The sequence below is a fragment of the Porphyromonas bennonis DSM 23058 = JCM 16335 genome (assembly GCF_000375645.1).
GTDB classification, from domain to species: Bacteria; Bacteroidota; Bacteroidia; order Bacteroidales; family Porphyromonadaceae; genus Porphyromonas_A; species Porphyromonas_A bennonis.
Genome location: NZ_AQWR01000019.1, coordinates 15844 through 33042, shown reverse-complemented (window position 1 = coordinate 33042; position 17199 = coordinate 15844). Strand labels below are relative to the sequence as shown.

Sequence of the window (17199 nt, the reverse complement as noted above, 5' to 3'; positions counted from 1 at the left end):
CATACCAGTCAGTCAATCAGTGCGACACCCTAGCGGGGTCGCGGGATCGCTAGCAACGCCTGACCCCCGGGTCGTCGGGGCTACGCCCCTCGACCCGGGTCTAAAAAGCGGGCACCCCTATCGGGGTGCTTCATTCACGACTCTTTACAATGAGTTGAATGGTTTCTGTAACACTCAAATGCGTCACCCCTGAGCATAGGTGCTTGTTTTAATGGGAATAAAGAGTACTTTTGTAAACCAATCTATTGTTAATCATTGGAAATACTTTCTATTCATTTTACTTCATCATGGAAGTACGAGTAAGTCGCATTATTGCTGAATACTACGACTACACACGGCGCGAGGCTGAGGACTACATCCGTCAGGGACGCGTCACTGTCAATGGACAGAAGATCCAGATCGGGGACAAGGCCAGCTCGGCTGATATCGTCGCACTGGATGACGTCTCGATCCCTCTCAAGGGGATCTTCCGCCGACTGGAGCGCCAGGAGCTGGGACGTAGCGAGGCCGGCAAGGGGAAGCAATTTCGACAGGAAGATGAGCGGTATGAGGACCCGAAGAGCCGCGAGCTGCGAAAGGGTCGTAAGAAGCACCGTCGCACTCGCTCCAAGGCGGACGAGTACGAGGAGGATGCGTATGACGATTAGCTCAGGGAGACACACCTTATATAATATGAGAGCGATGAGGCTTGGAGTGGGGAGCACGATGCTGATGCTCCTGCTGATCGGAGCCCTCTCCTGCAGCGGCAGTAAGGGGCAGAGTGAGGAGAAGGGCTGGGAGGAGGCGACCACGGCAGTTATGGCGACCGAGCAGAGCGTCCCGTCGGCTACCGAGGTAGAGGAGGAGCCCTGTACCTATGCGACCTACAAGTCAAATAACGCCCTCCTCGCAAGCACTGACGCTCCCTGCAATCAGGGGACTGAGCCGCTGAGTGCCTTCCTCGTAAGCTTCCGCAGGGATGCCGGACTGGTTCGGTCGCGCGCCCTGCTGCCGAGCGGAGTCACTCCACCCCAAGTGGTCGAGGATCCCTTCCGGATCATTTCGCCCGACAGCACCGGCTACTTCGCCTCCTGGATCATCGTGGAGCAGGATACCGCCTCCTTCTGCACCGGATACATCGACTCGGACATCTTAGAGCAGTACACCTTCGCCCGGAAGTCGCCGGACGACAAGTGGTATCTTATCGATTACTACAACGCCGCCACGCAGGACGATATCAGCGAGTACGCCGACTGAGCCGACACTTCCACGGCCCAGGGGTAACGCAACAGAAGGTGCTGAGACGAATCGGTGACGTGCAAAGAGCCGGGATCAAGGCTACGCGGATGGAGTATCGGATCGTCAACATTTTAGTCAAAAGAAGACAGGAAGAAACCCGACGGGACCGAAAGAGACTACCGCAGCCAGTGGAGGTGGTACCTTTGCACCACTGAAGCTCCGGGGCCTACACCTTATTATATAGGAGTGGGGCACCATACGCTTGCCGGTGGTGCGGTCTCTCCTTTCCTTAGAGGGGAAAGAGAGGGATCGGGGTGCCGAGATCCTGACTGGAGAGGCGAGGATTGTGGAGGTCCTTCTCCGAGAGGATCATCTCCTCGGGGCGGATGGGCCACGGTATGGCGAGCGTCGGGTCGTCCCACGCCACCGCCCCCTCGCTATCGGGGTGGTAGTAGTTATCCACCTTGTACTGGAAGACTGCCACGTCGCTCAGCACGCAGAAGCCGTGCGCAAAGCCCCGTGGGATGAAGAATTGCCGGTGATTGTCCTCCGTCAGTTCGACAGCGATATGCTTCCCATAGGTCGGGGAGTCGGGGCGAAGGTCCACCGCCACGTCCCACACACGCCCCACGATGACGCGCACCAGCTTCGCCTGAGCGTGGGGGTCGCGCTGGTAGTGGAGCCCCCGCACCACCCCGTAGGAGGACCTCGACTCATTGTCCTGCACAAAGGTCGTCCCGCAGATCGCCTCGTACCTCTCGCGGGAGTAGCTCTCCATGAAGTAGCCCCGCTCATCCGTGTAGACTCGCGGCTCGAGGATCAGCACGCCCTCGATCTCCGTCTCTGTCACCCGTACCTTCTCATCCATAAGTCAGTCCTTTTCTGGTCATTTTTTGCAGGGTAAGTGGTATCAGATACCATTTTCCCTGCAAAATCTGACGGATCTCAGCGGTGCGAGTACATATCTTGGTAGTAGGAGCGGTAGGCGCCTGAGGTGACGTGGGCAAGCCATCGCTCGTTGGTCAGGTACCAGTCGACCGTCTTCCGAAGCCCCTCCTCAAAGGTATGCTCCGGTCGCCAGCCCAGCTCCTGCTCGATCTTGGAGGCATCGATGGCGTAGCGCACGTCATGCCCCGGGCGGTCGCCCACGTGGCGGATCAGCCGCTCAGAGCTCCCCTCAGGGCGGACCAGTGCCTCGTCCACGAGACGGATCAGAGTGTGGATCACGGCGATATTCTCCCGCTCGCAGTGACCACCTATATTGTACGTCTCGCCTATCCTGCCCTCATGGTAGATCAGGTCGATCGCCGCAGCGTGGTCATCGACATAGAGCCAGTCGCGCACCTGACGGCCGTCGCCGTAGACCGGCAGCTCACGCTCCTCACGGATATTGTTGATGAAGAGAGGGATAAGCTTCTCGGGGTGCTGGTAGGGGCCGTAGTTATTGGAGCAATTGGAGATCAGCGTGGGCAGCCCGTAGGTGTCGTGGAAGGCGCGCACAAAGTGGTCGCACGACGCCTTGGAGGCGGCGTAGGGCGAGTGAGGGTCGTACCGGGTGGTCTCGGAGAAGGGGGGATCCTCCGGCCCAAGCGAACCGTACACCTCGTCCGTGCTGATCTGGTAGAAGCGCTTGCCGTCGAAGCCACCCTCCTGCCGCCACACCTTGCAGGCTGCCTGCAGGAGTGAGACACAGCCTCGTACATTACTCCTGACAAAGGCAAAGGGATCCTTGATGCTCCGGTCGACATGGCTCTCTGCAGCAAAGTTGATGATCCCATCGATCCGGTACTCCTGCATTATCCGGAGGACGAAGTTGTAGTCAGCGATGTCGCCCTGGATGAAGTGGTAATTGGGGTGCGCCTCTATGGGAGCAAGGTTCTCGAGATTGCCGGCATACGTGAGCGCATCAAAGTTGTAGAAATGGGTCTCCGGGTAGCGCTCCACCATACGGCGAAGCAGCGCACTGCCGATGAAGCCCGCCCCGCCGGTGACGAGGATATGAGCATTAGGGGTATTCACGATTCTTCTTCTAATAGAGAGATTAAGTACTGACCATATTCGTTCTGTCGCATCGGCTCAGCGATCCGGCGCAGCTCCTCCCCGGTGATGTATCCACGGCTGTAGGCGATCTCCTCGAGGCACGCCACCTTTAGCCCCTGGCGCTTCTCGATCGCCTCGATATAAGCGCCCGCCTCACTCAGCGAGCGATGGGTACCAGTGTCGAGCCAGGCAAAACCTCTCGGGAAGCGCTCCACACAGAGACGCCCCTCAGCGAGATAGTGCTGGTTGACGCTCGTGATCTCCAGCTCCCCGCGGGCCGAGGGCCTCACACCCTCCGCCACCTTGATGACGTCATTGGGATAAAAGTAGAGCCCCACCACGGCAAAGTGAGACCGCGGCACCTTCGGCTTCTCCTCAATGGAGAGTACTCGCCCCTCGCTATCGAAGTCCACCACGCCGTATCGCTCCGGGTCGCTCACCCGGTAGCCGAAGACCACCGCCTGACGCTCCCTCTCGACCGTCCGGACAGCCGACTCCAGCAGACCGGTGAAGGTGGCACCGTGGAAGATATTATCTCCCAGCACGAGGCAGACATCGTCCTGCCCGATGAAGTCACGCCCGATGAGGAAAGCCTGAGCCAGCCCCTCCGGCGCAGGCTGCACGGCATAGGAGAAGCGCACACCGAGCGACCGCCCGTCCCCGAGAAGCCGCTCGTAGGAGGCGCGATCCTCCGGTGTGGTGATGATAAGGATCTCCCGGATCCCCGCCAGCATAAGGGTGGAGATCGGGTAGTAGATCATCGGCTTATCGTAGACCGGCAGCAGCTGCTTGGAGACCCCTCTCGTGATCGGGTAGAGACGGGTGCCGCTCCCGCCGGCAAGTACTATTCCTTTCATCGTCAATAGTGGTACATAGCAAAGATAGCACTTTACCCCCACACCCACAGATCTATTGTCTCTAGTCCGACAACGCCGAGTAGGAACGCGATCGGTTGTAGAGGCGGACGAAGAGCTCGCGGGCAGTGGGGACGATGGCGTAGTAGAGGACGACGAGGACGAGGTCGTACTGCATCGTCACCGTTAGGCTGAGAGCCGGCGTGGCGAAGTTCTCCGTCACCGCCCGCATCGCTCCGGAGAGGAGGCTTAGCAGCCGGGGGAGAACCGGCAGCGAGGGGAGAGCAAGCGTCACCAGACCCACCGGGATGAGCAGACCACTCAGCGCCACGACCGGAATGGCACTCCAGAGCATACTCCCGGCCGCCTTACCGAAGAAGAGGAAGAGAAAGGGCAGCACGCCTATCTGAGCAGAGATGCAGGCAGCGAGACTACTCCAGACGAAGCGGAGCGACCTGAGCGAGGGGCTGACCAGCCGGAGTAGGATGGGCATAAAGCTCATCAGTCCCCAGACAGCACTGACGCTAAGGAGCAGACCGACACTGAGGATCGAGAGGGGACTGAGGAAGAGGAAGAAGAGGAGCGTCAGCGACAGCACCTGCACCGGGTCTGCTCGTCGTCCGAGGAGCTTGGCGAGGAGGTAGATGCCACTCATGACGAAGGCGCGGACCGTCGCGGTCGAGGCTCCTGTCAGCAGTGTGTAGAGGAGCAGCCCGAGGAGGACCAGCAGATAGCGCAGTCTCCTGTGACGATAGGCGGGGAGGAGAAGTCCCAGAAACCCGCTGAGCAGACCGAAGACGATCCCGAGGTGATACCCGCTCACCGCCAGCACGTGTGCCACGCCGGAGGAGGTAAAGTCGGACTTCACCGACCGAGGCAGATGCAGTCGCTCGCCGAGACAGAGCGCATAGATCAGTCCCTTATCCTCTGCCAAGAGCCGATTACCGACTGCGGCATCAAAGCGGCTGATCAGCCGATGCCGTCCCTCCATCAGTCGACAGCGGATGGTCCGAGCCCGACCGGCGGTCTCTAAGCTCTGTCCGTACCCCTGCGCCACATACCCCTCTCCGAGGAGGTAACGCCCGTAGGAGCCTGGTAGCGTGTCTCCGAGTAGCGCCACCAGGTCGAGGTCGCCACGCAGCATCACCCCGTAGAGCTCCGCTGACTCTCCGGGCAAAGTGAGGAGGAAGGGGATCTCTCTCCCCTCCTCCACGAGCAGGACGGCATCGTACCGGATGGCGCTCTCAGCCGAGGAGGCAACGGGATAATTGACTCTCACCGAGGCGTCCCGGAGCGTCACCGAACGAGGCATCGTCCTCAGCGACTGGAACCGCTGATCGGCATAGACCCCATAAGCGATCACGAGGAGTGGGAGAAGGAGGAAGAAGCGATCCAACCCCCACCCTCGCCGCCGGGAGAGGAGAAAAGTGCCGACGAGCAGGAGCCCCAGAATCAACCCTCCAGAGAGCAAGAAGTGATGGTAGGCAAGTAGCCACCCAATGAGACAAGCGACCAGCACCCATAGGGCAGGCCGATCCCCATACCTCAGCGAGCGGATCCTCTCCTCACTCACGCCCCCTACTCCTCGTCCTCCTCGTAGAGGCGGTCGATGATGCTGTCGGCGAGACCCAGCTTGGGGACCATAATCTTCGTCGTCCCGAGGCGGTCGGCAGCAGCGATGAAGATGCGAGCCGCCGGGATGATCACGTCGGCGCGGTCGGGCTTCATCCCATACTTCGACATCCGCTCATCGAGGTCCATTCCCTCGAGTATGTCGTAGATCTCGTGGAGCTCAGGGGTCGTGATCTCCTTGCCCCACGGGGTCTGGGTGCCATTGATCTTAGCGAGACGATTGACATTTCCCCCGGTGCCGAAGATCTCCAGGTCTCCGCAGCGCTCATGGATCGAGTCAAGGAACGTGTGGTACTCCTCCAGCTCCGACTTCCGTACCAGACCACTCAGCAGTCGCACGGTACCGATATTGAATGAGCGGGAGTCCACCTTTTGGCTCCCCTTAAGGATCGACACCTCGGTCGATCCACCCCCGACGTCCACCATGACGTAGTAGGTCTCCTCGTCCCGTACCAGCTGGCGCACCCGGCTGTGTCCCACGAGACGAGCCTCCTCCTCACCGGAGATCACTTCGATCCGCAGCCCGGTCTCCTCCTCGACCTCGTCGACCACCTTGGCAGCATTGGACGCATCGCGCATCGCTGACGTGGCGCAGATCCGATAGTGAGACACCTCGTAGATCTGCATGAGGTACTTGTAGGCGAGCATCAGGCGGGTAAGATCCTTGACCTTTCCCTTGGAGATCTTACCCTTCACAAAGGCATCCTCACCGAGTCGAAGGGGTACCCGGAGAAGCTGCACCTTAGAGAGCGGCTGCTCCGGATCATCGGTAAGACACTTGATGAGCAGTCGGACCGCATTGGATCCGATGTCGATGGCGGCGTAGTGCTTTTTCTTAAACATAATCCTTATATCTCCTCTAAATAATGCCGGTAGAGCGCCTCCTGGCTCCGGAACCACGGCTTATCCTCCACGTAGCGGCGAGGTCGACGACCCTGCTCATTGACAAAATGTCCCTGAGAGACGTCCCGCAACCCGTAGTCGACCACCAGCTCCAGCTCGCGCTTCAGGTCGGGGTCGTAGACGGGGGTCACCACCTCGACCCGCCGGTCCAGGTTTCGACTCATCCAGTCGGCTGAGCCGAGGAAGTACTTCGGCTTCCCACCATTGCAGAAGATGAAGATCCGCGAGTGCTCTAAGTAGCGGTCGATAATCGCATTTACAAATATATGATCGCTCACCCCCTTGATCCCCGGCACGAGGGAGCAATTGCCACGCACCAGGAGGCGCACCTCCACCCCGGCCTGCGATGCTCGGTAGAGCCGCTCGACGATCTCCTCGTCGACGATGTGATTCACCTTAACGTGGATATAGGCGGGCAGTCCCTGCTCTGCATTACGGATCTCCGTGTCGATGAGTCGGATGAAGCGGCTGCGCATGGAGTTGGGCGAGACCATTAGCTCCCTGAAGTGGGTGGTCAGGTAGGGCTGCTCGATGAAGTCAAAGACCCGCTCCACATCATTGACGATGCCACGACGCGAGGTCATCATCATAAAGTCGGTGTAGGTCTTGGCATTCCCCTCGTGCATATTGCCGGTGCCAATGCAGGCGATGTTTCCCTTCCGTGCCTTGATGAGCGCCAGCTTGCTGTGGATCTTGAGGTACCCGGGGCCAAAGAGCACCCGCACGCCGGCGTCCCGCATCTTCTGGGCAAAGGAGATGTTGCTCTCTTCGTTGAATCGCGCCAGCAGCTCGACCACACAGGTCACCTCCTTGCCGTTACGCGCCGCAGCCACCAGAGCCTTGACGACCGAGGAGTGCTTGGGCACGCGGTAGATCGTCGCCTTGATCTCCTGCACGTCCTCACTGATCGCTGCCTCCTGAAGCACACGGACAAAGGTGTCGAAGCTGTGGTAGGGGAAGTGGAGCCACTGATCCTTATGACGGATCGAGTCGAGCATACCGGTCTCAAAGTCCGCATGCCGACCGATGATCGGGTGCCAGGGGGTGTAGAGCAGGTCGGTCCGACCGCAGTCGGGGAAGTCCATCAGGTCACGGGTATTGTGGTACCTCGATCCCGCGACGCGGGCATCGTTCTTATCCAGTTCGGCACTCTCAAAGAGCATCTGCCGGATCTGCTTTGGCATCTTGCGGTCATAGACCACGCGCAGCGTCTCCCCGAGGCTCCGTTTCTTCAGTCCGCGGGATACCTGCTGTAGGAGGCCGAGGGAGGAATTGTCCTCCACCAAGTCCTCGTCGGCGTCCTTGGTAAACTTAAAGGAATACCCCTCGTAGCTATTGAAGGACAAGCCACCGAAGATGTTCTTAAGGTTGTAACGGATGACGTCGTCGATGAACATGACGCACTTATTTCCCTCAGGGTCGTCCGGCAGTCGGATGAAACGCTCCTCCCCGGACTGCGGCAGACGGATGACAGCGATGTCACTCCTCTGCACCTTGCACTCGTCATCGATCCGCTTCAGATCCACAGCAAGGTAATTGCTCTCATCGAGCTGCTCCTGAGGATCGGGGATCCGGTCGAGGAAGAGAGGATTGATCGTCGAGCTCAGCTTCCGAGCGTAGATGTCGAAGACCTGATGCTCCTGCTCGGGCGTCAGCATCGTCTCATCGACCACATGGATATGCTCCTCCCAAAGCTCCTTCATCAGCCTGCGAAAGGTGCGGTCCACCTCCTGCCTGTACGCTTCGTTGAGCTCATAGATCTTGGAGAGTAGCTTCTTGCTCCGCTTGACCTTGCCGGAACCGCTGTCGTCATCCTCGATATTGCGCTGGATCGAGGCGACGCGGACGCGGAAGAATTCGTCCAAGTTATTTGAGTAGATCCCGAGGAAGTGGACCCGCTCCAGCAGAGGGATATCCTCCCTCTGAGCCTCGAGGAGGATGCGGTGATTGAAGTACATCCAGCTCTCGTCGCGGTCTACATAATTATCATCTTCGAGCTTGATATCGTGATCGACGTACAGTTCGGTGGGATGAGGTTGAGTCATGGTAAGTGTGTGTCTATTCTGTATTAAATGATGGGATAAATTTAGCCAAAAACCCACATATAAGAGTCACTGACAGACCTCACCTCAGACTGATACCGATAAAAGAATCATGCGACAGCCACCCGCTGACACCTAGGCCATTGCAGAGGCCTTATGAAGACAACGTTTCCGATGGAGCGCGGTGGTGACGTATGATACACTCGTAAGGTAGATGTATAAGGAAAAAGCCCCGGGCAGCTGACCGGGACGACAGAGGAGCAGCAGAGACCGGAGGTCACACGCCGATCAGACGATCATGATCGAAGTAGCTGTAGTAGCCGCGGTCCGTGTAGATCAGATGATCCATCAGCGTCACCCCTACCACACGACATGCCTCATAGAGCCGCCATGTGAAGTGGTCATCGTCCGAGCTCGGCGTGAGCGAACCGCTCGGATGATTGTGTACCACGGCGATGCCGAGGGCTCTGTGGCGCAACGCCTCACGGAGGATCACACGCACATCGGCGGAGGTCTCCTGGTAGCCGCCGGAGGATATCACTCGGCGGAGAGGTAGCGCATCCCTCAGCCGCGCCTCCTCCTCAGCCACAGCACGACTGTCGGTCTCGGCTCGGCGCCTTCGCTTGACTCTTGTCTCATCGTCGCCCAGCAACTCCGTGCGACTGAGGATCCGGTCGCTGTGGACCACTATATTCTGACTATTGAAGCAGAGGAGCCACATCTGCTCCTCTGAGAGACCGGTCAGCCGATCAGCTATGTAGTCGTAGATTTTGAGGCTGTTACTCGCCTGAGTCATCTCTGCACCATACTTCGGATCACAGATCTCACGAGTGGCGCGCATACCGAGCTCCATAGCGGCGGCGATGGTGACGAGCTTTACCTTCCCCATGCCGGTGATGGCCGGGTAGATATTGTCGATAAAGTCTTTGTAAAGGAGGTCGAGGTGACCGTGGTAAGTGGAGAGGAGCGACTTCGCAAGCTCGATCGCGCTCTGCTTCTTCGTCCCACCTCGGATCAGTATGGCTAGGAGCTCCACGTCAGAGAGTGTGCGCACCCCATCGCGGACCGCTCTCTCTCGAGGACGATCCTCCGGCCGCATCTCGTGGATCCCGAGACCTCCCGAGCTGATCTCGTCTGCCGTCTTACTCACTCGACAAACTTCCGATCGATGCTGCCGGCATCAAATATGAGTTGCTTGATCTTATCCAGATCGTTGATCTTGCAGACCAGCAGGACATCCTTATGGTCTATCACCACCACGTCCTCCATCCCCTCGAGGGCGATCAGGCGACTTGGGTCCTCAGAGACGACCAGGGTATTGTGGCAGGAGTTGCAGATCTTGGGGCCCGTCCCCAGCACCGCATTACCCTGCGCATCCTTATCCGCCATCGAGTGGATCGCCGACCAGGTGCCGAGATCGACCCAGCCGGCATCGGAGAGGAGCATCGTCACGTGCTCGGCCTTCTCCATCACGGCGTAGTCAAATGAGATATTGGGGCTGTAGGGCAGGACGCTCCGGACGAAGTCCTCCTCCTCATCCGTTCCCCACACCTCTTCGCGAGCATAGAGCCGCTCCGTCAGCTCCGGGAGGTGCCACTTCAGCTCATCGATGAAGGTCTTTGCACGGGCGATGAAGAGGCCGGAATTCCAGAAAAACTCGCCGCTGTCCATCAGCACCTGAGCCATCTCCGCATTGGGCTTCTCGGTAAAGGTCTTCACCTCATACGGCTGATCCTTCGCCTCCTCTCCGGCTCTCTCCTCGCGGGCAACCGCCTGGATGTAGCCGTAATTAGTCTCCGGGTAGGTGGGGCGGATGCCTATGGTGACGATCTCCCCCGGCTTGTCGGCGAGACGACAGCCCTTGGCCACCAGCTCCACAAACTCCTCCGGTGCGATCACCAGGTGGTCACAGGGAGCGATCGTGATCACAGCCTCCGGGTCACGGGCGTAGATGTGGCGAGCGGCATACGCTATCGCGGGAGCGGTATTGCGGTGGGTCGGCTCCAGCAGAAGACACTCCGCCGGCAGCTCCGGCAGTTGATCCCTCAGCTGCTGCAGGTAGTCAACGTTGCTCACGACGAGGAGGCGCTCCCGGGGGAAGTGCTTCAGATATCTATGATAGGAGAGCTGGAGAAGGCTCTTACCGGTACCGAGGAAGTCGATGAATTGCTTCGGGTGACTCTCACGGCTGTAGGGCCAGAAACGGCTGCCCGTACCTCCGGCAAGGATCACACAATACTCATGAAGTGTAGGGTCAGGGACCATAGGGAAGTAGCTTATAGTATTAGAGGAAGATCGTCTACCTCTTGAGTGGCACAAAGGTACCGAAATTTCGCAAAGCAGAGCGCCCCACGCCCTTACTCCTCCGACGAGACGATCACAGAGGTGTGACCCATCGTCACCACATCTCCGTCCTCCAGCCGTCTCCGCTCTCGGGGCTGCAGCACTTCGCCATTGACGTACGTCCCCTTGCTGCTGCCGGCATCGCGGACGGTCAGGTGTCCTCGCTTGTCGTGCGCAAAGTAGGCATGGCACCGATCCAGGTCGGCATCACAGGTCGGCAGCTGGAGATCGACGTCTGAGTCGGTCTGGAAGCGTCCGAAGGAGCGCTCGCTCCCCTGCGGCAATGCAAACTTACGCTCGTCCGAGAGCTGGCTATCGACCACCTCGATGTAGCAGCTGCCGGTCTCCTCGAGGGAGATCGAGAGCATCTCCGGCGTCTGCTGCATCAGGCGGTGGGTCTCGCTCCGGAAGACAAGGAACGGATGACGACAGAGCGGACAGACCTGCCGCACCCCGTCCCGCTCCGCAAGCGACGGACAGGTGACATTGATCTCACGGTCGCAGTAGGGACACTTCGCTTTCATTGACTTACTCTTTATCTCGATATTCTTTGATCCACTGAGCCCACTCGTACCGCTCAGTCTCTATAGCCTCACGCTGAAGCGCACTCACACGCTCCTCCCCGATCGCATCGAGGGACGCCGCCAGCCGATCCGCCTCGTAGTCCTCCGGCAGGCGACCCTTACTCAGTTCATAGCTGAGTATATTGTACTCCGTCTCCGGCGTACGACGCTGCATAACCCCGTCCTTCATCCACCCGTCCCGGCGGATCGATGGGACTAGGAGCTCTTCCTCCACAAAGATCGGCAGACCGGAGACCATGGCATGGAGGACGCCCTCATGCATAGGCACGTCGAAGGGGATCATCTCCATATCGGAGGTCATCATCTTCATCTCCGCCCGGTCGCCATCGCCATCGTGTCGGATCACCAGGTTGCTGAGAGTACAGTCGGTGGCGAGTAACAGGTCTCGGAGGAAGGAGTCTGCGCTCTGGATCTTCCCCGAGACCATATTCTGGATCACCTCCATATACTCATTATTACACCGGCGAGGTATCGGTACCAGATACTCCTCGAGAGGCTCATCTGACAAGGTCTTCAGCACCAGGTGGATGCTGGAGTCACTATTCTCCATCTGTCCCAGCTCGACGCAGCTAAAGGCTACCGGCCGGGTCTTTTTCGTCACTTCACTCATGGCTGCTCGTCCTTATCGGATGGATGCGTCTCCTCCAGATCTCTCAGGTAGGAGGCCCACTCATAATTCTCTGTCTCGATGGCGATCTCGCTCAGCTCCGCCCACTGTCGGGGCAGCATCACCTGCACGTTGCTCCGCATCTCCTCCTCCATCTCCTCGGGGCGACTGCCGGATCGGATGAAGTCGGAGATCATCTCGATAGGGCTCCGCTTGCGCTCCGGGTCGGGCATAGGACCTACCATAGGCGCATCCGTTACGTGGAAGGAAACTTGAGAGCGAATACTCCGAAGGATCTCCTCGTCCACAAAGATCGGCACACCAAGCAACACCGACTGAACCAGTGCGTCCTCCATAAATACAGTAAAGCTCTTGATCAACCCTGCACGGTCACGCAGCTTCACTCTCGTCGAGATGCGATCGCCCTGCGAGGTGACATGTAGCGACAGAAGCTCCGTTGCCGAGGCGGTGAGGAAGGAGTATAAGAGTCCCTCGGTCTCGGGTCCCTGTCGGAGCACCTGCACCAGCCGGTGGAAGTAATTCTGCCCCACCGGTGGGCGAAGTGGGACGGGGAAGATCTGATCCATCGTCTCACGGATCGGTCTCGACGTCTCACTCTCCGGGATCAGTAGCATCACGAGGACATCCGGACTGGCACTCAGGTTGCCCATCCCTCCGATCGTCATCCGCACATAGCGCTTGCCTGGCGCTGTATCTCCAGCCACAATATCCTCCATATACTCTCTTTCTTATCTATCAAATCTACCAAGACTGCCGCAAATACCCTGCCACTCATCAGCCACTGCCGATGAGAGAGAGGTCGCGGGGGAGGAAACTGCTCCTCTGCCACGACCTCTCTCCTATGAGTCTCTCGGTCCGAGAAGTGTTACTTGACGAGGTAGCGCTTGACGCTCATCTTAGGCGTCCGCTCGAAGTCCTCTTCCCTTAGCTCCACCTCGGCGATCTGCTGGTAGGGATTGAGGAGGGTATTGATCTGCTTGCGCACCTCCTCGAGAGCTGCCTTGGGCTCCTTCTGCTCCTTCTCAAGGACCGCATAGTCGGGATAGACCACGGCGACGAGTCGCTCACCCCGCTGCACGACGACGCACTCGGCGACGTAGGGGTGGATATTGTACTTCTCCTCGATCGCCTCTGGGTAGACGTTCTCACCGTTAGAGGTGAGGATCATCGCCTTGATACGCCCGGAGATGTAGAGGTACTTGTCCTTATCGAAGTAGCCGAGGTCTCCCGTCCGGAGCCAGCCGTCGGCAGTGAAGAGCGCCGTGGTAGCCTCAGGATTCTTGTAGTACCCCTTGCAGACATTCTCCCCTCGGATCTGGATCTCGCCCACCTCGTGTCCCTCAGCGTCCTCCACGACGTGATCCGCCTTGGCGATGCGAGCCTCCTGGATCATCGTCATGATCTTGCCGACACTGCCATGACGGTAGCGCTTCGGCTCCTCGTAGCTGATGAGCGGGGCGCACTCGGTCATGCCGTAGCCGACGGTGAGGGGAAAGCCGGCCTTCATCAGGAAGTCGGAGACCTCGTCATTGAGTGCGGCACCGCCGACGATGAAGAACTTTAGTCGCCCTCCGAAGGTCTCCCTCAGCGTATCGCCCACCTTGCCGTAGATCGCCTTATTCAGCAGCGGGATCTTGAGTGCAAGGCGCGCCATCATATTGCCCTCGATCTTGGGCAGGATCGCCTTGGCATAGATCTTCTCCAGCACCAGCGGTACGGAGAGCATCACATGGGGACGTATCTCCTTCATAGCCTTGACGAGGATCGAGGGTGTCGGCTTGTAGCGTAGGATAAAGATATGTCCGCCGACGGAGAGCGGCAGCAGGACGTTGAAGGCGAGGGAGAAGGCATGAGCATTGGGGAGCATGCAGAGGAGTACGTCGCCGGGCATCTCCACCTTCTTCTCTTGAGCGCCGAGGACATTTGCGATGAGGTTATTCGCCGTGATCATCACGCCCTTGCTGATGCCGGAGGTGCCGGAGGTGTAGGTGAGGAGGACGACGTCCTCATTGGAGACCCCTTCGTAGTGGATATCCTCCTTGGTAAATCCGGCAGGGTAACGCTCGGTAAAGAGTGCCTCCACGTCGATACTGTGGAGTCGCTCCTCGCGCGTCATCTCGGGGACCACACTGCACGACATAATGTCCACGAAAGTACGGACCTCCGGGAGGTGGTCTATCGAGAGACGCTGCCGATGCTCAACGTCGGCAAAGACCACCACAGAGTCGGAGTGATTGATGATCGCCTCCACATCCTCAGCCGTAAAGGCGGGCAGGATCGGCACCACAACCGCCCCATAGGTGACGATGCCCATCCAGTGGATGCACCACTCGGCGCAGTCCTCACCGATGAGCGCCACACGCTCTCCCTTCTTGACCTCGAGGGCCTCGAGGAGCAGTTGCGTACGTGCCACCCCTCTCGCCACATCTGCGTAGCTAAAGGTCTTGCCGGTGTCGTAATTGGTCAGCGCTGCCAGCGCCCAAGAGTCAGCAAACGACTTCTCGTAGGCTTTGATGAAAGGTGTCTCTATCATATCTATAATCCGTTAGTCTATAAGCTCTAGACAGAGCAAAAGTACACATTTTCCCTCACATGTGAAGCAAACTCCGCCAGAGGCTCAGGGGCAGTTACCTTACTAATCTGTCACCGGATCTCGCTGGACTGAGACCCTTGGCCTATGCATTTCCAAGACCTCTCTACAAGACATTGGTTTTCAGAAGAAAGCGAATGGTCACTTCTATTACCGATATTAGACTTCACTAATACCGATATTAGTGTCGACTAAACCCGGTAATAGAGAACTCTAATACCGGGTTTAGTTTGGCGGTGTATTTTCCTACCCATACGAGTGGAGTCCTCCGAGGAGTGTATTGACGCCGAAGTAGGTCATCAGCAGCACCGCAAAGAGGAGGACCATGCAGAGGTGGAAGTGTCGCGGGTCCCGCAACCACGGCAGCAGCCCCTCGTGGAGGAGTGCCGAGTAGGCGACCAGCGTGATCAGCGCCCACACCTCCTTGGGGTCCCAGGACCAGTAGCATCCCCAGCTGACATTAGCCCAGTAGGCACCGATCACGATGCCGATGATGAGGAGCAGGAGTGCGGGGTAGAGGAGCAGCAGGCTGAGGTCTCTCTGTCGCAGCACCTGCTCCCGCGACTGTCGCCCGAGGAGGCTGTAGAGTCCGATCGCCGCCGTAGTGGAGAGGAGCGCATAGCTCACCATCAGCACGCTCACGTGGAGGCTCAGCAGGGGCGAGTGGAGCACCGGCATGATCGGTGTCATCGCCGGGGAGGACATGCCGAGGTGCGCCACGAGGAGGAAGAACCCTGCCGCGCCCATACAGAGTGCGCCGAGAGGGGCGACCCGTCGCACGAGGAGCAGCCCGAGGAGCGTGATCGACCAAGCGATCGCCAGAGAGGTCTCGTAGCCGGTTGCCAGCGGGACTCTGCCGGTGATGTAGGCACGACAGCCGATGAAGAGTGTGAGGAAGAGGAGCCCGGCAAGGAGTCCCCATCGCACCACTTTACCCGAAAAGATCCGCGGAAGCGTCAGAGCAAGCAACGCAAGGACGAAGTAGGTGATGAAGAGGATCAGCGGATAAGGCACACTGTGGTATAGGACCTCAGCGCGGAGCCGGGGACGACTTGCCCTCACCTCCGGGACCTGATCCTGGTAAGCAACCAGTGCATCGATTAGCTGGCGGTACTCCTCCGGGCTATTCCGCTTGCTAATGAGTGTGAGCATAAAGGTGCGGATGAAAAGGCTGTCCCGCTCTGCCACTTCGCCCGGAGCTATGGGGGATCCGGCGGCATACCACTTTACCTTACCTGACGTGGTGCGTGTGGGGAAGAGGTAGAGGGTCTCGCCCATACGGATGCTAAATACGAGCTCCACCGCCTCACTCACAGCGACAGCCTGACGCGTGGCGGGGGAGTCGTCTCCATCGTCGTAGGCCTTGAGGTAAGGCTGGAGGAGATATCCTCGCTCGCGGGAGAAGAGATCTGTCAGCGCCACCCGTCCGGGGAGATGCGTCTGCTCCCTCAGTTCGCGTCCCTTGATCCGGATCAGCGGCTCTCTCTTGCAGCTGTCGAAGTCGGTCACCCAGCGGCGAAGCAGCTCTCGATGCCCTCGAGCAGAGCCGGTGGTCTTGAGAGCAATGTCGCGCGACAGGGTGGAGAGCGGCACGACCCTCCCCTGGTAGTAGACAGCCGGCTCCTCGGCATGCGTCTCGGTGGCGATCAGAGGACAGAGGAGAGCAAGAGGCAAAATAGCACGTCGCAGCAGCCGCCGGAAGCGTCCCTCTCTCTGCAGCATCAACATCAGGAAGGCGACGATCAGGAGGAGGAAGCCGGCGTAGACGAGATACATCCCGAGGGGATCGTAGGTGACGAGGAGAGAGACCTCGTCACTCTCCTCGGAGAGCGCATGGAGGAAGAAGCGGTAGCCCCGGTGGCGCAGGATCTTATTCATCGAGAGCCTGTGGGCTGAGCCCTCTACCTCGATCTCCGCATAGTAGTCGGAGGGGAAGACTCGCGCCTCATCGGAGTAGGTGGTACCGTAGTCCCTTAGGACAAGGGGGAATGGGAGGGAGTCGGTCGCGGTCCCACCTGACAGGACATAGCTCTCAGAGGGACTATCCTGCCGGATCACCATCTTCCCCTGGCGGCTGAGCAGGGCGGTGCAGAGTCCACCGACCAGGATCAGGAGGAGCGAGAGGTGGAGGATCAGCGTCGCTGCGGGGAGTCTTCTTCCCCCTCTCACGAGTGAGCAGAGCAATCCCAGCCCGGCGAGCAACCAGAGGGCGATCATCCAGGGCGCCCCGTAGATCTGACGGATCGCCACCTCGTGTCCCTGCATCCGCTCCACCACGGTTCCGCCGGCGAGGATGAGAAGGAGAAGAGCTAGCAGGGCAAATGTGACCCCACCGGCTCTTCTCCTCCATTTCATTCGTAATTCT

15 protein-coding genes are annotated in these 17199 nt (G+C 59.0%); 2 read left to right on the top strand and 13 right to left on the bottom strand.

The window, feature by feature from the left end; translation table 11 throughout:
- Positions 1 to 287 precede the first annotated feature (287 nt).
- Both B088_RS04875 and B088_RS08320 read left to right on the top strand, forming a co-directional pair.
- Positions 288 to 647, top strand: a complete 360-nt coding sequence (locus tag B088_RS04875) for a S4 domain-containing protein (RefSeq protein WP_018107296.1) — start codon at positions 288 to 290, stop codon at positions 645 to 647.
- Between the two features lie 25 nt (positions 648 to 672).
- Complete coding sequence (locus tag B088_RS08320) at positions 673 to 1236, top strand: hypothetical protein (RefSeq protein ID WP_018107295.1); 564 nt, start codon at positions 673 to 675, stop codon at positions 1234 to 1236.
- Between the two features lie 271 nt (positions 1237 to 1507).
- Here B088_RS08320 and rfbC read toward each other — a convergent pair whose 3' ends face one another.
- The 13 genes from rfbC to B088_RS04800 form a co-directional block, all read right to left on the bottom strand.
- Positions 1508 to 2086, bottom strand: coding sequence for a dTDP-4-dehydrorhamnose 3,5-epimerase (gene rfbC, locus B088_RS04865; RefSeq protein ID WP_018107294.1), 579 nt, complete (start codon positions 2084 to 2086; stop codon positions 1508 to 1510).
- Between the two features lie 77 nt (positions 2087 to 2163).
- A complete protein-coding gene (rfbB, locus tag B088_RS04860) occupies positions 2164 to 3237 on the bottom strand; it encodes a dTDP-glucose 4,6-dehydratase (protein WP_018107293.1) in 1074 nt (357 codons plus the stop codon).
- Positions 3234 to 4115 carry a glucose-1-phosphate thymidylyltransferase RfbA gene (rfbA, locus tag B088_RS04855; protein WP_018107292.1) on the bottom strand — a complete coding sequence of 294 codons (882 nt, stop codon included), beginning with the start codon at positions 4113 to 4115 and terminating at the stop codon, positions 3234 to 3236. The genes rfbB and rfbA overlap by 4 nt, the downstream gene beginning before the upstream one ends.
- A gap of 61 nt (positions 4116 to 4176) precedes the next feature.
- Positions 4177 to 5685, bottom strand: a complete 1509-nt coding sequence (locus tag B088_RS04850; protein ID WP_018107291.1) for a ComEC/Rec2 family competence protein — start codon at positions 5683 to 5685, stop codon at positions 4177 to 4179.
- Positions 5686 to 5690: 5 nt separating this feature from the next.
- Entirely contained in the window at positions 5691 to 6587 is an 897-nt protein-coding gene (locus B088_RS04845) for a Ppx/GppA phosphatase family protein (RefSeq protein WP_018107290.1), read from the bottom strand.
- Between the two features lie 5 nt (positions 6588 to 6592).
- Entirely contained in the window at positions 6593 to 8692 is a 2100-nt protein-coding gene (locus B088_RS04840; RefSeq protein WP_018107289.1) for an RNA degradosome polyphosphate kinase, read from the bottom strand.
- Positions 8693 to 8966: 274 nt separating this feature from the next.
- Complete coding sequence (locus B088_RS08315; protein ID WP_018107288.1) at positions 8967 to 9839, bottom strand: JAB domain-containing protein; 873 nt, start codon at positions 9837 to 9839, stop codon at positions 8967 to 8969.
- The gene (locus B088_RS04825) at positions 9836 to 10954 is read right to left on the bottom strand and encodes a mannose-1-phosphate guanylyltransferase (protein ID WP_018107287.1); all 1119 of its coding nucleotides are present in this window, start codon (positions 10952 to 10954) and stop codon (positions 9836 to 9838) included. The genes B088_RS08315 and B088_RS04825 overlap by 4 nt, the downstream gene beginning before the upstream one ends.
- A 92-nt stretch (positions 10955 to 11046) precedes the next feature.
- Positions 11047 to 11556, bottom strand: a complete 510-nt coding sequence (locus B088_RS08310) for an FHA domain-containing protein (protein ID WP_018107286.1) — start codon at positions 11554 to 11556, stop codon at positions 11047 to 11049.
- A 4-nt stretch (positions 11557 to 11560) separates the two neighbouring features.
- Positions 11561 to 12226 carry a hypothetical protein gene (locus tag B088_RS04815; protein WP_018107285.1) on the bottom strand — a complete coding sequence of 222 codons (666 nt, stop codon included), beginning with the start codon at positions 12224 to 12226 and terminating at the stop codon, positions 11561 to 11563.
- The gene (locus B088_RS04810) at positions 12223 to 12960 is read right to left on the bottom strand and encodes a hypothetical protein (protein ID WP_018107284.1); all 738 of its coding nucleotides are present in this window, start codon (positions 12958 to 12960) and stop codon (positions 12223 to 12225) included. Before B088_RS04810 ends, B088_RS04815 begins: the two co-directional genes overlap by 4 nt.
- Positions 12961 to 13109: 149 nt before the next feature.
- Positions 13110 to 14777, bottom strand: coding sequence for an AMP-binding protein (locus B088_RS04805; RefSeq protein WP_018107283.1), 1668 nt, complete (start codon positions 14775 to 14777; stop codon positions 13110 to 13112).
- A 303-nt stretch (positions 14778 to 15080) separates the two neighbouring features.
- Positions 15081 to 17189: a cytochrome c biogenesis protein gene (locus B088_RS04800; RefSeq protein ID WP_018107282.1), complete on the bottom strand. Its 2109-nt coding sequence runs from the start codon at positions 17187 to 17189 to the stop codon at positions 15081 to 15083.
- Positions 17190 to 17199: the final 10 nt, after the last annotated feature.

Bases quoted from the DNA above. Each gene is read 5' to 3' on its own strand.
- B088_RS04845 (WP_018107290.1), bottom strand. From the start codon at position 6,587: ATGTTTAAGAAAAAGCACTACGCCGCCATCGACATCGGATCCAATGCG.
- B088_RS04810 (WP_018107284.1), bottom strand. From the start codon at position 12,960: ATGGAGGATATTGTGGCTGGAGATACAGCGCCAGGCAAGCGCTATGTG.
- rfbC (WP_018107294.1), bottom strand. From the start codon at position 2,086: ATGGATGAGAAGGTACGGGTGACAGAGACGGAGATCGAGGGCGTGCTG.
- B088_RS08310 (WP_018107286.1), bottom strand. From the start codon at position 11,556: ATGAAAGCGAAGTGTCCCTACTGCGACCGTGAGATCAATGTCACCTGT.
- B088_RS04825 (WP_018107287.1), bottom strand. From the start codon at position 10,954: ATGGTCCCTGACCCTACACTTCATGAGTATTGTGTGATCCTTGCCGGA.
- B088_RS04875 (WP_018107296.1), top strand. From the start codon at position 288: ATGGAAGTACGAGTAAGTCGCATTATTGCTGAATACTACGACTACACA.
- B088_RS04840 (WP_018107289.1), bottom strand. From the start codon at position 8,692: ATGACTCAACCTCATCCCACCGAACTGTACGTCGATCACGATATCAAG.
- B088_RS04805 (WP_018107283.1), bottom strand. From the start codon at position 14,777: ATGATAGAGACACCTTTCATCAAAGCCTACGAGAAGTCGTTTGCTGAC.
- B088_RS08320 (WP_018107295.1), top strand. From the start codon at position 673: ATGAGAGCGATGAGGCTTGGAGTGGGGAGCACGATGCTGATGCTCCTG.
- B088_RS04815 (WP_018107285.1), bottom strand. From the start codon at position 12,226: ATGAGTGAAGTGACGAAAAAGACCCGGCCGGTAGCCTTTAGCTGCGTC.
- B088_RS04800 (WP_018107282.1), bottom strand. From the start codon at position 17,189: ATGAAATGGAGGAGAAGAGCCGGTGGGGTCACATTTGCCCTGCTAGCT.
- rfbA (WP_018107292.1), bottom strand. From the start codon at position 4,115: ATGAAAGGAATAGTACTTGCCGGCGGGAGCGGCACCCGTCTCTACCCG.